This is a genomic window from Paenibacillus swuensis (assembly GCF_001644605.1).
GTDB lineage: Bacteria > Bacillota > Bacilli > Paenibacillales > DY6 > Paenibacillus_N > Paenibacillus_N swuensis.
Map to the genome: position 1 here is coordinate 2,530,447 of NZ_CP011388.1, position 15,529 is coordinate 2,545,975.

General features: G+C 54.6%; 12 protein-coding genes. 11 read left to right on the top strand and 1 reads right to left on the bottom strand.

Features of this window, described 5'->3' with window-relative positions; translation table 11 throughout:
* Window positions 1-62: 62 nt before the first annotated feature.
* The 6 genes from argJ to argH all read left to right on the top strand — a co-directional run bounded on the left by argJ (window position 63) and on the right by argH (window position 7,258).
* Window positions 63-1,313 (top strand): bifunctional glutamate N-acetyltransferase/amino-acid acetyltransferase ArgJ, encoded by a 1,251-nt coding sequence (gene argJ, locus SY83_RS11090; RefSeq protein ID WP_068606490.1) that lies wholly within the window; start codon window positions 63-65, stop codon window positions 1,311-1,313.
* Window positions 1,314-1,328: 15 nt separating this feature from the next.
* Window positions 1,329-2,156 (top strand): acetylglutamate kinase, encoded by an 828-nt coding sequence (gene argB / locus SY83_RS11095; protein ID WP_068606491.1) that lies wholly within the window; start codon window positions 1,329-1,331, stop codon window positions 2,154-2,156.
* A gap of 59 nt (window positions 2,157-2,215) precedes the next feature.
* Window positions 2,216-3,469: an acetylornithine transaminase gene (locus tag SY83_RS11100; RefSeq protein WP_082882475.1), complete on the top strand. Its 1,254-nt coding sequence runs from the start codon at window positions 2,216-2,218 to the stop codon at window positions 3,467-3,469.
* Window positions 3,470-3,485: 16 nt separating this feature from the next.
* Window positions 3,486-4,451, top strand: a complete 966-nt coding sequence (gene argF, locus SY83_RS11105) for an ornithine carbamoyltransferase (RefSeq protein WP_231891237.1) — start codon at window positions 3,486-3,488, stop codon at window positions 4,449-4,451.
* Window positions 4,452-4,481: 30 nt separating this feature from the next.
* Window positions 4,482-5,753, top strand: coding sequence for an argininosuccinate synthase (locus SY83_RS11110; protein ID WP_068606496.1), 1,272 nt, complete (start codon window positions 4,482-4,484; stop codon window positions 5,751-5,753).
* An 80-nt stretch (window positions 5,754-5,833) separates the two neighbouring features.
* Window positions 5,834-7,258, top strand: coding sequence for an argininosuccinate lyase (gene argH / locus SY83_RS11115; RefSeq protein ID WP_068606498.1), 1,425 nt, complete (start codon window positions 5,834-5,836; stop codon window positions 7,256-7,258).
* 612 nt (window positions 7,259-7,870) lie between these two features.
* On the opposite strand, the gene SY83_RS11125 is transcribed toward argH, so the two are convergent.
* Window positions 7,871-9,328 (bottom strand): VanW family protein, encoded by a 1,458-nt coding sequence (locus SY83_RS11125; protein ID WP_068606502.1) that lies wholly within the window; start codon window positions 9,326-9,328, stop codon window positions 7,871-7,873.
* A gap of 251 nt (window positions 9,329-9,579) precedes the next feature.
* On the opposite strand from SY83_RS11125, the gene ftsE reads away from it, so the two are divergent.
* From ftsE to SY83_RS11150, 5 genes are all read left to right on the top strand, one after another.
* A complete protein-coding gene (gene ftsE / locus SY83_RS11130) occupies window positions 9,580-10,266 on the top strand; it encodes a cell division ATP-binding protein FtsE (protein WP_068606503.1) in 687 nt (228 codons plus the stop codon).
* Window positions 10,256-11,173 carry a permease-like cell division protein FtsX gene (gene ftsX, locus SY83_RS11135; protein WP_068606505.1) on the top strand — a complete coding sequence of 306 codons (918 nt, stop codon included), beginning with the start codon at window positions 10,256-10,258 and terminating at the stop codon, window positions 11,171-11,173. Before ftsE ends, ftsX begins: the two co-directional genes overlap by 11 nt.
* A gap of 48 nt (window positions 11,174-11,221) precedes the next feature.
* Window positions 11,222-12,493, top strand: a complete 1,272-nt coding sequence (locus tag SY83_RS11140; RefSeq protein ID WP_068611055.1) for a murein hydrolase activator EnvC family protein — start codon at window positions 11,222-11,224, stop codon at window positions 12,491-12,493.
* Between the two features lie 97 nt (window positions 12,494-12,590).
* On the top strand, window positions 12,591-14,036 hold the full coding sequence (locus SY83_RS11145; RefSeq protein WP_068606506.1) for a S41 family peptidase: 1,446 nt from the start codon (window positions 12,591-12,593) through the stop codon (window positions 14,034-14,036).
* A 110-nt stretch (window positions 14,037-14,146) separates the two neighbouring features.
* Window positions 14,147-15,427, top strand: a complete 1,281-nt coding sequence (locus tag SY83_RS11150) for a PDZ domain-containing protein (protein WP_068606508.1) — start codon at window positions 14,147-14,149, stop codon at window positions 15,425-15,427.
* Window positions 15,428-15,529: the final 102 nt, after the last annotated feature.

Genomic DNA, 15,529 nt, shown 5'->3' on the forward strand with positions numbered 1-15,529 from the left:
GAAGTTACACCAACATGGGATGATGGAGATACGGAATGATGAACAGAGGGGGATGCATGGCGATGTTGACAGAAACAGGAACAGGAACAGGAACAGGTGCGTTCTATGCGGTGGTGGAAGGCGGAACGGTGACGACGCCTAAGGGGTTTCGGGCCGGAGGCCTGCACTGCGGACTGAAGAAGAACGGACGCCATGACCTGGGCGTGATCTTGTGCGACGTGCCGGCCGCGGCGGCTGCAGTGTACACCCTCAACGCCTTTCAGGCGGCGCCGCTGGCGGTGACCCGGGACAGCATCGCCCGTGAAGGGCGCCTGCAGGCCATGCTGGTCAACAGCGGCAACGCCAACGCGTGCACCGGCAAGCAAGGCGATGCCGACGCACTGGAAATGCGCAGCGCGATGGCAGCAAGCCTCGGCTTGCCCGAGCACTACGTCGGCGTGACGTCGACGGGTGTGATCGGGGAGCCGCTGCCGATGGAGCGCGTGCGGGAAGGCATCGCGGCGCTGCCCGCGCAGGTTCACGCCGGCGGCGGGGAGGACTTCTGCCAAGCGATCCTGACGACAGACCTCGTGAAGAAGGAGGTCTGTGTGCGGGTGAGCGTGGGCGGGAAGGACGTCTATATCGCCGGGGCGGCGAAGGGGTCTGGCATGATTCATCCGAACATGGCCACGATGCTGGGCTTTATTACGACGGATGCGCTGATCGAACCGGCGGATCTGCAAGGTTTGCTGAGCGGCGTGACGAATACGACGTTCAACATGATTACGGTGGACGGCGATACGAGTACGAACGATATGGTTGTGGCGATGGCGAGCGGCTTGTCCGGCGGCGTGGCGTTACGGCCCGGCGATGCCGATTGGGCTGCGTTCGAGGCGGGCTTCCGGCATGTGTCGGAGCATCTGGCCAAAGCGATCGCCCGGGACGGGGAAGGCGCGACCAAGCTGATCGAGGTGCGCGTGAACGGCGCGGTTTCGGACGAAGCGGCGCAAGCCATCGCGAAAACGGTGGTCGGATCCTCTCTGGTGAAGTCGGCCGTATTCGGAACGGACGCCAACTGGGGCCGCTTAATTGCGGCGGTCGGCAGGGCGGGGCAACCGGTGAATGCGGAGACGGTGGACATCCGCATTGGCGACATTCCGGTACTGGCGCAATCCAGCCCGGTACGTTTCAGCGAAGAGGATGCACTGGTGTATTTACAACAGGATGAAATCGTGTTTCACATCGATTTGCATATGGAACAAGGCAGCGCGATCGCTTGGGGCTGTGACCTGACTTACGATTATGTTCGCATCAATGCGGCATATCGGACTTAGGAGGAGGCAGGGCGCATGGGCGAAGCGGGAAACATAAAACCAACAAAGTTTGTGATGAAATGCGGCGGCAGCACCTTGGTGGCATTGCCGGATTCCTTCTTTGAGGATTTGCGGCAATTGCAGGCCGACGGCGTCATTCCGGTCATCGTGCACGGGGGCGGACCAGCCATTAACGATACATTGAACAAACTCGGAATCGAGTCGGAATTTGTAAACGGCTTACGGAAGACGAATGAAGCGGTGCTGGATGTCGTCGAGATGGTGTTAGCCGGGCAGATCAACAAAGAGATTGTGCGGCGCATTCAAGGAGCGGGCGGAAAGGCCATCGGCTTATCCGGCGTGGACGGCGGTTTAGTCACGGCAGTTCCGGTTGCAAGTGCGGCGGAGGTCGGCCTGGTCGGCGACGTGGTCGCGGTGGCCGCGGAAATCGTGGAAGGCATCGTAGCGATGGGCTACATGCCGGTCATCGCGCCGATTGGCCTTGGCGAGGACAATCAGCGCTACAACATCAATGCCGATACGGCGGCGGGTGCTGTGGCATCGCATATCGGCGTGAAGCGCATGATCGTGGTCACCGATGTGCCTGGCATCATGCGTGAGCACGATAGCGGGTCCGGGGCTGCGAAAGTGAGAGTGATTTTGCCTCAGGTAACGTTTGCGGATATAGAAGAAATGATGGCTTCCGGTGAAATTTACGGGGGAATGATTCCCAAAGTGAAGGCAGCGATGAAGTGCATCCACGGGGACGTGGAAGAAGTGGTCATCGTGAACGGTTCGGAGCCTGAAGTGCTGAGCAAGGTGATGCGCGGCGACGCCATCGGTACGAGGATTGTTAAGGGCTAGAATGCTCGTTGAGCCTTTAAGGGTATAGATTTATTCTGAGGAGAGGGAGTGGAAAGGTTATGGTGAACGAGGCACAAAACGCGAACGCAGCGGCCGTACAGGCGGTTCAGGAGGTGCGGCCGGCAGAAGGATCTTCTTTGTTCCCGACGTATGCCCGCTATCCGATCGCTTTGGTGAAAGGCGAAGGGAGCTGGCTGTGGGACGATCAAGGGAAGAAGTACCTCGACTTTATGTGCGGTTTGGCGGTCACTAACCTGGGCCATGCGCCGAAATCGGTTAAGGCGAAACTCCAAGAACAGCTGGACCAGTTGTGGCATGTGTCAAACCTATTCCACATCCCGAACCAAGAGAAACTTGCCGGCTTGCTGACGTCTAATTCCTGCGCGGATGCGGTATTCCTCTGCAACAGCGGCGCCGAGGCGAATGAAGCCGCTATCAAGCTGGCCCGCCGTTATAACAGCAAGGTGCTGTGCAACGTGAAATACGAAGTAATTACCTTCGAACGTTCCTTCCACGGCCGGACACTGGCTACGTTAACGGCGACGGGTCAAGAGAAAGTAAAAGAAGGCTTTCATCCTTTGCCGCAAGGGTTTGTCAGTGTGCCGCTCGGCGATCTGGATGCGTTGAAGGATGCGATAACCGAACATACAGGCGCGATTATGCTCGAGCTCATTCAAGCGGAAGGCGGAGTCTACCCGGTGGACGTCGAATTTGTCAAAGCCGTGCGCGAGCTGTGTGATGAGCGGGGGATTCTGTTGATTTTTGACGAAATCCAGACCGGTATGGGCCGCACAGGGAAGTTGTTCGCCTACGAGCACTACGGCGTGGAGCCGGACATCTTCACCCTAGCCAAAGGCCTCGGCAGCGGATTTCCGATTGGCGCGATGCTGGCCAAAGCGAAGCTGCGCGAAGCGTTCTCCGCGGGCAGCCACGGCTCCACGTTCGGAGGCGGGCCCTTGGCGACAGCGGCTGCAATCGCAACGGTGGAGACGATGCTGGAAGAGCATGTCGCGGAGCAGGCCGCGGCAACCGGCGCCTACATGATTGAGCGTCTCCGCACAGAGCTTGCCGGCAACAGCTTCGTGATAGAGGTCCGCGGACAGGGCATGATTATCGCGATTGAGTGTGCCGAGCCCGTGGCAAAGCTGGTGGAAGAGGGGCAGCGCCAAGGACTGCTGTTCGTGACCGCGGGTCCGAACGTGATCAGGCTGCTGCCAAACCTGCTGCTTACACGTGAAGAAGCAGATCAGGGGATCACGATTCTTAGCTCTATTTTGACCAGTACAAATGCAGCTGCGGCTGTTCAACCATAAGAAGGGGGCGGTTCATATGATGTCGATTCAAGAGGCAACGGCGGATGAAGTCGGGTTGAATTTGAAAGGGAGAGATTTTCTTGCGCTGGTGGATTACACGCCGGAAGAGCTTCGGTATCTGATCGATTCTGCGATTGAAATTAAACGCAAACATAAAGCCGGAGAAGTGTATCAACCGTTGAGAGGGAAAACACTCGGCATGATTTTTGAGAAATCATCGACGCGTACGCGGGTTTCTTTTGAAGTGGGCATGTATCAGCTCGGGGGTCAGGCGCTCTTCCTCAGCAAAAACGACATTCAGCTCAACCGCGGCGAAACGGTATGGGATACCGCTCAGACGTTGTCGCGTTACCTGGACGGCATTATGATCCGCACCTTTGCCCATCGGAATGTGGTGGAACTCGCGCGCGGCGCTACGGTCCCTGTCATTAACGGACTAACGGATTTATCCCATCCATGTCAGGCGTTGGCTGATTATCAGACGGTTTTGGAGCACAAAGGCCGTTTGGAGGGGCTTAAGATCGCTTTTGTAGGTGACGGCAATAATATGGTGCATTCGTTGATGGTAGGGGCGAGCAAGCTGGGCATGCATTTCGCTTTGGCGACACCGGAGGGGTATGACGCGGATCCTGAAGTGGTGCAGTTGGCCCGTGAGAACGCGTCGTTGACAGGCAGCCGGCTGTCGTTCACCCGCGATGCTCAGGAGGCGATAGCCGATGCGGATATCGTGTACACGGATGTGTGGGCGAGCATGGGGCAGGAGGAAGAGCAGAAGGTGCGGGTAAAGGCGTTCCGTAACTTCCAGGTGAAAGAGGATTTGGTGAAATACGCGAAGAAAGATTATCTGTTCATGCATTGTTTGCCGGCGCACCGCGGGGAAGAAGTGAGCGAAGGGGTCATTGACGGACCGAATTCCATTATCTTCGACCAGGCGGAGAATCGTCTGCACGCGCAGAAAGCCATCATGGCCGCAACAATGTAATGGATTAACACGAAAAGGAGCTGCACATTCATGCCCAAAAACAAAATCGTTCTCGCCTACTCAGGCGGTTTGGATACATCGGTTATTTTGAAATGGTTGAAAGAGACCTACGATGCGGAAATTATAGCGTTCACGGCGGATATCGGGCAAAAGGAAGAGCTCGACGGTCTCGAGGAGAAAGCGCTCAGCACCGGGGCTTCGAAAGTATACATTGATGATCTGCGCGAGGAATTCGCTCGTGATTTCATCTACCCGATGTTCCAGTCGGGCGCTTTATATGAAGGGCAATATTTGCTCGGCACGTCTATCGCGCGTCCGCTGATTGCCAAGCGTATGGTCGACATTGCCCGCGCGGAGGGCGCCATTGCGATTGCCCATGGCGCAACAGGGAAGGGCAACGATCAGGTGCGCTTCGAGTTGACGGCGGCGGCATTGGCGCCGGAGTTGGAAGTTATCGCGCCATGGCGGCTGGAGGCGTTCCGCGAGGAATTCCCGGGACGCGCGGAGATGATCGCTTATGCGGAGAAGCACGGCATTCCGGTGCAGGCTTCCGCATCAAAGCCTTATTCGATGGACCGCAACCTGCTGCATATCTCTTTCGAGAGCGGCATGCTGGAGGATCCTTGGTTTGACGCCAGCCACACGGACAACGAAGAGATGTACGTGCTTAGCGTTTCGCCGGAGCGGGCGCCGGATGAGGCGGAATATATCGAGCTGGAATTCAGCGCTGGCGATTGCGTCGCTGTGAATGGCGTTGAGATGGATCCACTAGGCGTGATGGAGAAGCTGAATGAACTCGGCGGCAAGCACGGGGTGGGCCGCGTGGATATGGTGGAGAACCGCTTCGTCGGCATGAAGAGCCGCGGCGTATACGAAACCCCGGGCGGCACCATCTTGTTCGCCGCGCACCGCCGCATGGAGTCGCTGACGATGGACCGCGAAGTGATGAGCTTACGCGATTCACTGATTACGCGTTACAGCACGCTCGTGTACAACGGGTTCTGGTTCGCGCCGGAGCGTCTGGCGCTGCAGGCGCTGGTGACGGAAAGCCAGAAGAATGTGACCGGAACGGTGCGCATCAAGCTGTACAAAGGCAACGTCATCGCAGCCGGCGTCAAGAGCCCCGTTAGCTTGTACAATCCGGAGATTGCGACGATGGAAGCGGACGCGACACAAGCTTACAATCAATCCGACGCGGCAGGATTTATCCGTTTGAACGCTTTAAGGCTTAAGGTGTCCTCCGGTGTCGAGCAGAATGACAAAGGCAAGGACAAGGACAAAGTGCTGCAAGCCCAAAACTAATCGATTCAGGCGGCCTGAAGCGGGCCGCCTTTACATTTGCAGGACAGATCAGGTGGATTTTCGGAAGGAGCGGAATTGGAATGAGCAAGTTATGGGGCGGCCGTTTTACAAAGCAGACGAACAAGCTGGTGGAAGAGTATACCGCATCGATTCTGTTTGACAAGGCTTTGGCCGAAGAGGACATTCAGGGTAGTCTGGCGCATGTGAAGATGCTGGGGAAATGCGGGATCCTGCCTGAAGCAGACGTGGAGAAGATTCGTGACGGGTTGCTGAAGGTGCTGCAACGCATTCGCCGCGGCGAAGCGGAGTTCTCGGTGGCGGATGAGGACATTCATATGAACATTGAGAAGCAGCTGATTGACGAGATCGGACCTGTGGGCGGGAAATTACATACGGGACGCAGCCGGAACGATCAGGTGGCCACGGACATGCATCTGTATTTGCGCCGCCATGTGGTGGAGTTTGTGGGCTTGCTGACTTCGTTGCAGGAGGCGTTGATTGAACAGGCGAAGAACAATCTGGATACGATTGTGCCGGGATACACGCATTTGCAGAGGGCGCAGCCGATTCTGTTCGCGCATCATTTGCTGGCGTATGTGTCGATGTTTCAGAGGGATATCGAGCGATTGCAGGACAGCTACAAGCGGATTAATATGCTGCCCTTAGGCGCGGGTGCCTTAGCCGGAACCACGTTCCCGATTGACCGTCACTTCGTTGCGTCGGAGTTGGGCTTCGACCGGGTGTACGACAATTCCCTGGATGCGGTGAGCGACCGTGACTTTATTGTGGAATTTCTGGCGGGCGCTTCGTTGATTATGACGCATCTGTCCCGTTTTTGTGAGGAGCTCGTGCTGTGGTCTTCGACGGAATTCGCTTTTGTGGAGCTGGATGACGCGTTCTGTACAGGGAGCTCGATAATGCCGCAGAAGAAAAATCCGGACGTGGCCGAACTGGTTCGTGGCAAAACAGGGCGCGTATACGGCAATTTAGTAGGCTTGCTGACCGTGCTTAAAGCGTTGCCGCTTGCTTACAACAAGGACATGCAAGAGGATAAAGAAGGCATGTTCGACACCGTTCGCACGTTGCAGGGGGCGTTGCAGCTGTTCGCGCCGATGGTAGCGTCGATGAAGGTGAACCGCGACCGGATGCGCCAGGCGGTGAATAATGATTTCTCCAATGCGACGGATATCGCGGATTATCTGGTGGGCAAAGGCTTGCCGTTCCGCCAGGCGCATGAGGTTATCGGCAAAACGGTGCTGTATTGCATCGGCGAAGGAAAGTATCTGCTGGACCTGAAGCTGGAGGAGTTCTTGCAGTTCTCGGAGTTGTTTGACGCGAAAATTTATGAGGTGTTGCAGCCGGAGCACGTGGTCAATGCGCGCAACGTCTTCGGAGGCACCGCGGCGCCGCAGGTGCAGGCGGCCATCGGCCGTGCGGAAGAGGCTAACGCATCTGCGATCGCATGGGTGCAGGAGTATGAGGCGAAGACGGCTTTGAAGGTGTAACGGGAATAAAGTAAGCCGAACTCATGGACTGAGTTCGGCTTGTTTTATGTTACCGGCGAAATAGGCGCGATATTGCTACAAATGGTGGTTGTCGCGGACACACTCGGTGTTGTTGATGGAAATTGTAGCGAAAACGCTACAAATGACCCTAGATTGGTCGGTGGACAACGAAATTGGCGCGGTATCGCTACAAATGGTGGTTGCCGTTGACACATTTGGTGATGTTGGTGGAATTAGTAGCGGGAACGCTACTAATAATCCTAGATTGGTCGGTGGACACACGAATTGGCGCGATTTCGCTACAAATGGTGGTTACCGCGGACACACTCGGTGTTGTTGGTGGAATTAGTAGCGGGAACGCTACTAATGATCCTAGATTGGTCGGTGGACAACGAAATTGGCGCGATATCGCTACAAATGGTGGTTATCGCGGACACACTCGGTGTTGTTGGTGGAATTAGTAGCGGGAACGCTACTAATGATCCAAGATTGGTCGGTGGACACACGAATTGGCGCGATATCGCTGCAAATGATGGTTGTCGGGGACACATTTGGTGATGTCGGTGGTTATTGTATCGAAAACGCTACAAATGCCGCTGTCACCTACCACACCTACCAAGCCACAGCTACGCCGTCTTCGATGACGTCAGGCTCCTTGCGCGGCTCCGCCGGATTAGGCAACGGCGTGTTACCCGTGTTCGCGGCGACCAATGCGGGCTGAGCTTTATAGGTATCCTTGGAAATCCGTTCAGATGAGACAATCCGCCCGTTCATTTTCTTATAGCGATACGTCTCAACGACATATCCCTCTTTCCCCTTTTGCAGCACCTGCTCTGAGCCAATCGGCAAGGAGGTGTTTCGCACATATTTCACTTTCGGCGCCAGCGTCTTCACGGTTTTGGACACGATATCGTAGCTGACCCCCTCCGGCATGGAGCCGAACAGCTTGGCCACCACCCGGCCGTCCTCCAGATAGGTGCGAATTACGAGATGATGACCGGTCGTGTTTTTGAACTTAAAGTTGATATATCCCCCGGCATAGGTCGCGTCCTGCCCGAGTGTCGCGTAACTGACCGGCAACGAATGGTTTCGCCGCTCCACAATCTCGAGCCCCAGGCGCAGCGCCGCCGCATACAGCGTGCTCGAAACCTGGCAGATCCCGCCACCGACGCCCGGCACCATCTTGCCGTTCAAAATCACGGGCGCCGCCCTGAACCCGAAGTTCTTCTCCGCCGCTTTAATAACCCGCGCGTAGTCGAACACGGCGCCCGGCGCCAGCTCCATGTCGTACATCTGCTGCGCAGCCGCCGACATGTTGTGCTCCCGGCCCGCGCCCTTCGAGCGGATCGGCGTCGAGAACGCCGATACCAAGCCTCGCACCCCGCGGGCCTGGAGCTTAGCCAGCGTTAACGGCGGTTCCACCCGCCGTAACGCCAGCTCTTGCCGCAGGGGCGGCGCCGGCTGCACCGCCGCCCACAGCGGCCCCGGCAGGCGCGCCGTCAGCGCCTGCGCCAGCTTCGCCGTATCCACGCGGTACCCCGCGCGATGCGGCTTGTACACCACGCGGTCGCCGGCGGTTATGCGCCGCTCGGCGTCCGCGGGCTGCGTGCGCTGCAGCGGGGCCCACGCTGCATCCACGGTGCGCTGCAGCGCGGCGGTATCCACGCGCGCCGTCAGCGTAAGCTCGCGCTCGAAGCGCCAGCGCGCGCGGGCCCGCGACCAAGCGGTGCCCTGGAACAGCGGCGCCAGCTCCGCCTCAATCTCCTGCGCGTTCCACCGCACGCCCAATTGGCGAAGCGTGAACGTCACGCCCGGCCGGACAGGCTCCGCCAGCCCCAACTCCTGCGCCGCATCCGCAATCTTTTGACCGCCGCTTACATATACCGTCTGCTTGTCCAATGCATCCAACCTAGAAGCCAACGCCTTCTGGAAAGCAGGATATCGCATCTTCCCGGGCAGCCAGCCCGAAACATTCACACCGTCCGGAAGCCTGCCGTTGACGCCATATCCGTAAACCGCCATGACGAGCAGCACGAAAATACCCGTGAATACGGCTATCATTTTGACCATCCAATGGCTAGTAAACGTCTTTGTAACCTTCTCCAACTCTCTCACCCCGTCATTTCACCGTTCGGTTGATTTCAACTCTCTCTATCAGTGTATGCGCCTCTTTTTGAAATTTTCATCCGATTTTAATGTCGGTTGCGGTCGGAAGCGTGCTATAATTTAATAATGTGGTGAAAAAAGGTAGAAAATTAAAGGATTTAACCGCTTACTGTCGAATATCTTCAAGCGCAATTACGATTCAGGATGTGATAGAGTTGATAGAAATGCAGGATGTCTGGAAGAATTATCCGGATGGTACCCCTGCTCTGCGGGGCATTAACGTCAAGATTGATAAGAATGAATTTGTGTATATCGTAGGGCCTTCCGGAGCCGGAAAGTCAACGTTCATGAAACTTATATATCGGGAAGAAAAGCCGACCAAAGGTCAGATTTCAGTCAACGGGTTCAACCTTGGCAAGCTCAAACAACGCAAAATCCCTTACATACGCCGCAATATCGGTGTGATTTTTCAAGATTTTCGACTGCTGCCGAAGCTCACGGTTTACGAAAACATCGCCTTCGCCATGGAAGTCATCGAAGCGCCGAAACGCTTGATTCGCAAGCGAACGTTCGAAGTGCTTGAACTGGTTAACCTCAAGAATAAGGCGGGAAATCTTCCGGCCCAGCTGTCAGGCGGCGAGCAGCAACGCGTTTCCATCGCCCGCGCGATTGTGAATAATCCATCGGTCATTGTGGCGGACGAGCCTACCGGAAACCTGGACCCCGAAACATCATGGGGCATTATGCGGTTGTTGGAGGAGATTAACTTCCGCGGCACAACCATACTGATGGCTACGCACAACAAAGAGATCGTGAACACCATGCGCAAGCGTGTCATCGCCATCGAGAGCGGTACCATCGCGCGGGATGAGATTCGGGGTGAATACGGCTATGAAGATTAGCACCGGATTTCGTCACCTGCGGGAAGGCACCCGCAACATTGTGCGCAACGGTTGGATGTCGTTCGCCTCGATCAGTTCCATCTCCATTTCGCTGTTTATTCTGGGTGTGTTCCTGATCCTGACCTTGAATGTGAATTCGATGGCGGATCAGATTGAGAGCGATGTGGAGGTTCGCGTCTATCTCGCGCTGGGCCTGAAGCAGGACAAGATTAACGAACTGAAAACGCAGATTGAAGGGATCCCGGATGTCAGTACGGTTGCTTTTGTTTCCAAAGAAGAAGGAATCAAGCAACTGATCGACAAGCTCGGCGATGACAATAAAGAAGTTCTGAAAGGCTTCGAAGGGGAGAACAACCCGTTGCCTGATTCGTTCACGGTGAAGGTTGTCGAACCGACTCGTGTAGCCGAGGCCGCCGCCCAGATTGAAACGCTGGGTGTGAATGACCCGACCAAACCGATTACCAAAGTGAATTACGGTAAAGGGGCCGTCGAAGTGCTGTTTAAAGTAACCAACGCGATCCGTAATGTAGGATTAATTATCGTCGGGGGGCTTGCGCTGACCGCGATGTTTCTCATTGCCAACACGATTAAACTCACTATTTTGGCCAGACGCAGGGAAATCGGCATCATGAAACTCGTGGGAGCTACCAACAGCTTTATCCGGTGGCCCTTCTTTATTGAAGGCGCGCTGCTCGGCGTCATTGGTTCGATTATCCCGATTTCGATCTTATTCTATGGCTATTATGAACTCATTTCTTATTCGAGGATTGAACTGGGCATTCTCATGATTCAGCTGATTCCGGTGGAGGAATTAATGCGCAAAGTCGGCTTGCTGTTGCTGGGTTTAGGCACGGTTATCGGAATATGGGGAAGTACACTGTCGATTAGAAAATTCTTGAAAGTATAAAGCAAGCAACGCTTAAAACCATGCAAGGAGGAAACTTTTTTGAAGAAGATGTTTCTGCCTCTGGTCCTGACAGCAGGACTGCTGGCGCCTATCGCGTTGCCGGCCCAAGGGTTGGCGGTATCGGAATTGGAGAAAGTGAATCAACAGCTGAGAGAGGTCAAGAAGCAGCAGGAATATGCGGCTTGGCACGCGCGGCAGGCTGAGAAAACGATGGCCGATGTACAGTACAAGAAGAAGCTGACTAAAGATAATCTGGTTCATTTAATGGGTGAAATTGATAAAGTCGGCAGCGTAATGAGCAATTATGATAATCAAATTATCGACCGTTCGACCAAGTTACAGAAGGCGGGGAAAGACCTGCAAAGCGCGGTGGACCGGGTTAAAGAGCGCGACAGCTTACTGAAGGACCGCATCCGGCTGATGTACACGAACGGGTCGGTTTCTTATCTGGATGTGTTGTTCAGCGCAACGAGTTTTTCGGATTTTCTGGACCGGTATGACGCCTTAAAGTCGATTGTTCAGAAGGACAAGGAAATACTGGCGGACAACAAGAAAGATCAGGCCTCGATTACGAAGCAAAAGAAGTCCATTGAAGGCCAATTAGTTGAAGTTAAACAGCTGTACGCCAAGATGGAAAGTCAGAAGATCAGCCTTGTTTCCAAGGAGCGGGAGAAAGAGGTTCTGATCGCGAACCTGAGCGCGCAAGAGGACCATCTCGAGGAAATCGGCGAGGAAGCGGAAGCGGAATTAATGACTTTGGCACGCAAAAAGTCGGGCTTAAACCGCCAGGTCGACGCGATTAAGGAAGAGCAAGCCCGCAAGGAACGGGAAGAGCGGGCGCGGAAGCTGAAAGCGGCGCAGGCGAAGAAGAAAAAGAAGAAGAAGAGCAGCTCATACAGTGTTGCTTCCAGTTCTCTCGGGGGCGGAACGCTGGGGATTCCGATCGACGGGCCGCGAATTACTTCCGGCTTCGGATATCGTACGCATCCGGTAACGGGGGAGCGCGAATCCTTCCACAAAGGGACGGATTTCGGCGCGCCGGCGGGAACCGATATTTACGCTGCGGAAGACGGTCAGGTCATTGTCGCTCAATGGTCCAGCGGTTACGGCAACTGTGTAATCATTGATCATGGCGGCGGGATGTGGACACTGTACGGACATATTCGTAACGGCGGCATTAAAGTGGAAGAGGGACAGAACGTGAAGCGCGGCCAGAAAATTGCCGAAGTCGGATCGACGGGCCGTTCCACCGGGAACCATCTGCATTTTGAAGTGCGCATTAATGAAGAGCCCGTAAATCCCATGAATTATTTGAATTAGCTTCAGACCACCCCAATCTTGTATAATAATCAGTACAAGCGTGCATATACTAAACGTATGACAAAGGTTGGAAATAAAAGGTGGTGTCTTTCGGAAGATGCAATTTAAAGGACGTACGGTTGTGGCGTTTATTCTGCTTTCCATCTTCGCAAGCAGCTTGATTACACTCACTGTGGTGGATTCCTCGTTTATGGTCCGTCAAGGATTTGCGGATGAGGAAGGCCAGCAGGCGAGCAGCTTGACTGCCAAAGAGATGAACAAAGTAGCGGCTGCTTTTTCATTAATTGAAGAGAAGTATGTTACACCGATTGACCGCAAAAAATTAGTCGACGGCGCCATTCACGGAATGGTAGGCGCGCTTGATGATCCTTATAGCTCGTACATGGACGAGCAGGAAGCAGAGCAGTTTACGGATAACGTGCAAGGCAGCTTTTCCGGGATCGGCGCCGAAGTAACTCTGCTGGACGGCCGTGTCATGGTCGTTTCACCGATTAAAGGATCGCCCGCGGAGAAGGCCGGCATTCACGCCAAGGATATTCTGTTGTCCGTGAACGGGCACAAGCTGGACGGGCTCAAGCTTTCGGATGCATTGACGTTTATTCGCGGCCCGAAGGGCACCAAGGCTAAGATTATGATTCTGCGCCAGGGCTCCACGGAACCGACGGAAATTACATTGGTACGGGATACAATTGATGTGGAAACGGTCTTTTCCACAATGCTGGACGGACAGATCGGCAAGATTGAAATCCGACAGTTTTCGAAGAATACAGGAGAACGGTTCCTTGCGGATTTGAAGTCGCTTGAGGCCAAAGGCATGAAGGGCTTGGTGATTGATGTTCGGAACGATCCGGGCGGGATACTGCCGGTCGTTGTACAGATTGCTCAGCCGTTCGTGCCGAAGGGGGAAGCGGTCGTTCAGGTGGAAGACCGGGCGAAGCGGCGCAAGGCGACCCCTTCTGAAGGAGAAGGCAAGCCATATCCTGTTGTGGTGTTGATCAACAAGGGAAGCGCCAGCGCCTCGGAGATTCTCGCAGCGGCCATCCGTGAAGGCGGAGGCGGTAAGCTGATGGGCGAAACGAGTTTTGGTAAGGGCACCGTACAGATCAGCTACGGCGAAGAAATGGGCGACGGCAGCATTCTGAAGATGACGATTGCCAAGTGGTTAACGCCTAACGGCAACTGGATTCATGAGAAAGGCATCAAGCCTGATATTGCCGTTGAACAGCCTGCATACTTCAATGTAGCGCCGTTATCGAAATCATCCACGTTAATGCCGGACCAGAACAGCGAAGAGATCAAGAGCGTTCAGGTGATGCTCAAAGGGCTGGGATTGGATCCCGGCAGACAGGACGGATATTACAGCGCGGGTACGGTGGATGCGGTGAAATCGTTCCAAACTTCCAAAGGCTTGCCGGTGAGCGGTAAGCTGGATAAGAAAACGGCAGCGGAGCTGGAAGCGGAGATTGTCAAAGAGATTCGCAAGCCGGAGAACGATAAACAGCTGCTTGAAGCGGCCAAATACCTCCGTGAACTGACCCGATAATGTCCAATTGCAGAGAAGGATTATGAAAGCATAACGTCGAATATTACGAAGAAGGTTGAATTCGTTCAACCTTCTTTTCATTTTGTTGGAATCAAAGGAGAAATGGTCGTATGGATACCGCTATTGAATTGTTACAGCGTTTCGCCGGGGCTTTGCTGCAGCTGCTGATCCAGCCATTTTACTATATAGGCATTCTGTTGATAGTGCTGCAGTATCGCAGACAAATTCGCTTGGAGCGCAAGTTGTTTCACACTAAGCTGCACTCTCTGATGGACGAAACATTACGCACGATCGGATGGGGATTTGCCGGTGGATTAGCGGCTTCAGTTCTACTGGCCTTTACGGGAGTTCAATTGAAACCGGAAACCATAGTGCTCTTATGGGCGGTCTCCGTCCTGTTGATGTTTGTCCGGTCCAGATATCTATGTTTCGCCTATTCCATCGGGATGCTGGGAATCGTTTATTTCGCAACAGGATTCCTGCCGGAATCTGCTGAAACGGAAAGCTTGGGCTGGTTGGTTGCCATGATTCGCGACTTGGACATGCCTGGACTGTTAGCCCTGGTGGCTGTGGTACATGCTGTCGAGGCGGTATTGGTGCGCACGCAGGGCCAAAGATCGGCCACGCCGCTGTTTATGGAAAGCAAGCGGGGCAAGGTTGTAGGCGGTTTCCAGCTGTACGGCTTCTGGCCGGTGCCTTTATTTTTGACCGTACCCGTGGCTTCGGGCGGCTCTTCTATGAGTTGGCCGACCTTGTTCGACGGGTTATCCGGCACGGGAGGCTGGACGTTTATGGCATTTCCGTTGATCATCGGATTTACAGAGATGACGATTACCCGGTTGCCTGGTGTCAAAGTGCGTTTAAGCAGCGCGCTCCTGATGGCTTATAGTCTTATTATTCTTGCTTTTGCCATTGCGGCAGGGATGTGGAATGTCTTAATTCTGCCGGCCTCGATCGCCGCTGTATTGTTACACGAAGCGATGATCTGGTATAGTTTGCGTTTGGAAAGCGAAGGCTCCCCGATGTTTGTGCATGACCGCATGGGCTTGATGGTGTTGGACGTATTGCCGGGCTCTCCCGCGCATGAACTGGGAATTCAGACGGGTGAACGAATCCACAAAGTAAATGGCGTGCGCGTGAACCGGAAAGAAGATTTGCATGCGGCTTTGGCGCTGCAGTCCGCTTTTTGCAAGCTGGAAGTGATGAATCTGGAGGGTCAGAGTAAATTTCTGCAACGCGCGTTGTTTGCGGGTGAGCATCATTTGCTCGGTGTAATTTTGGCGCCGGATCAGCAAGCGATGTATGTCGTGGAGACGAAACAAACCAATTTATGGACCGTGTTGAGCGCGAAGTTGACCGGTGTTTCCTCGCAACGTTCGTCAGATGTATAGCACAGAGGTTCCGCCGCAAGGCGGGGCCTCTTTTTCATGGAAAACATTTTACAAACATTTGCAACAATTACTTGAAAAAGGTATAATGGAGAAATGGGAACA

What these genes read in the sequence shown, in the direction of transcription:
- argJ (WP_068606490.1), top strand. Translation starts at nt 63, where the DNA reads ATGTTGACAGAAACAGGAACAGGAACAGGAACAGGTGCGTTCTATGCG.
- argB (WP_068606491.1), top strand. Translation starts at nt 1,329, where the DNA reads ATGGGCGAAGCGGGAAACATAAAACCAACAAAGTTTGTGATGAAATGC.
- SY83_RS11100 (WP_082882475.1), top strand. Translation starts at nt 2,216, where the DNA reads ATGGTGAACGAGGCACAAAACGCGAACGCAGCGGCCGTACAGGCGGTT.
- argF (WP_231891237.1), top strand. Translation starts at nt 3,486, where the DNA reads ATGATGTCGATTCAAGAGGCAACGGCGGATGAAGTCGGGTTGAATTTG.
- SY83_RS11110 (WP_068606496.1), top strand. Translation starts at nt 4,482, where the DNA reads ATGCCCAAAAACAAAATCGTTCTCGCCTACTCAGGCGGTTTGGATACA.
- argH (WP_068606498.1), top strand. Translation starts at nt 5,834, where the DNA reads ATGAGCAAGTTATGGGGCGGCCGTTTTACAAAGCAGACGAACAAGCTG.
- SY83_RS11125 (WP_068606502.1), bottom strand. Translation starts at nt 9,328, where the DNA reads ATGGTCAAAATGATAGCCGTATTCACGGGTATTTTCGTGCTGCTCGTC.
- ftsX (WP_068606505.1), top strand. Translation starts at nt 10,256, where the DNA reads ATGAAGATTAGCACCGGATTTCGTCACCTGCGGGAAGGCACCCGCAAC.
- SY83_RS11140 (WP_068611055.1), top strand. Translation starts at nt 11,222, where the DNA reads ATGTTTCTGCCTCTGGTCCTGACAGCAGGACTGCTGGCGCCTATCGCG.
- SY83_RS11145 (WP_068606506.1), top strand. Translation starts at nt 12,591, where the DNA reads ATGCAATTTAAAGGACGTACGGTTGTGGCGTTTATTCTGCTTTCCATC.
- SY83_RS11150 (WP_068606508.1), top strand. Translation starts at nt 14,147, where the DNA reads ATGGATACCGCTATTGAATTGTTACAGCGTTTCGCCGGGGCTTTGCTG.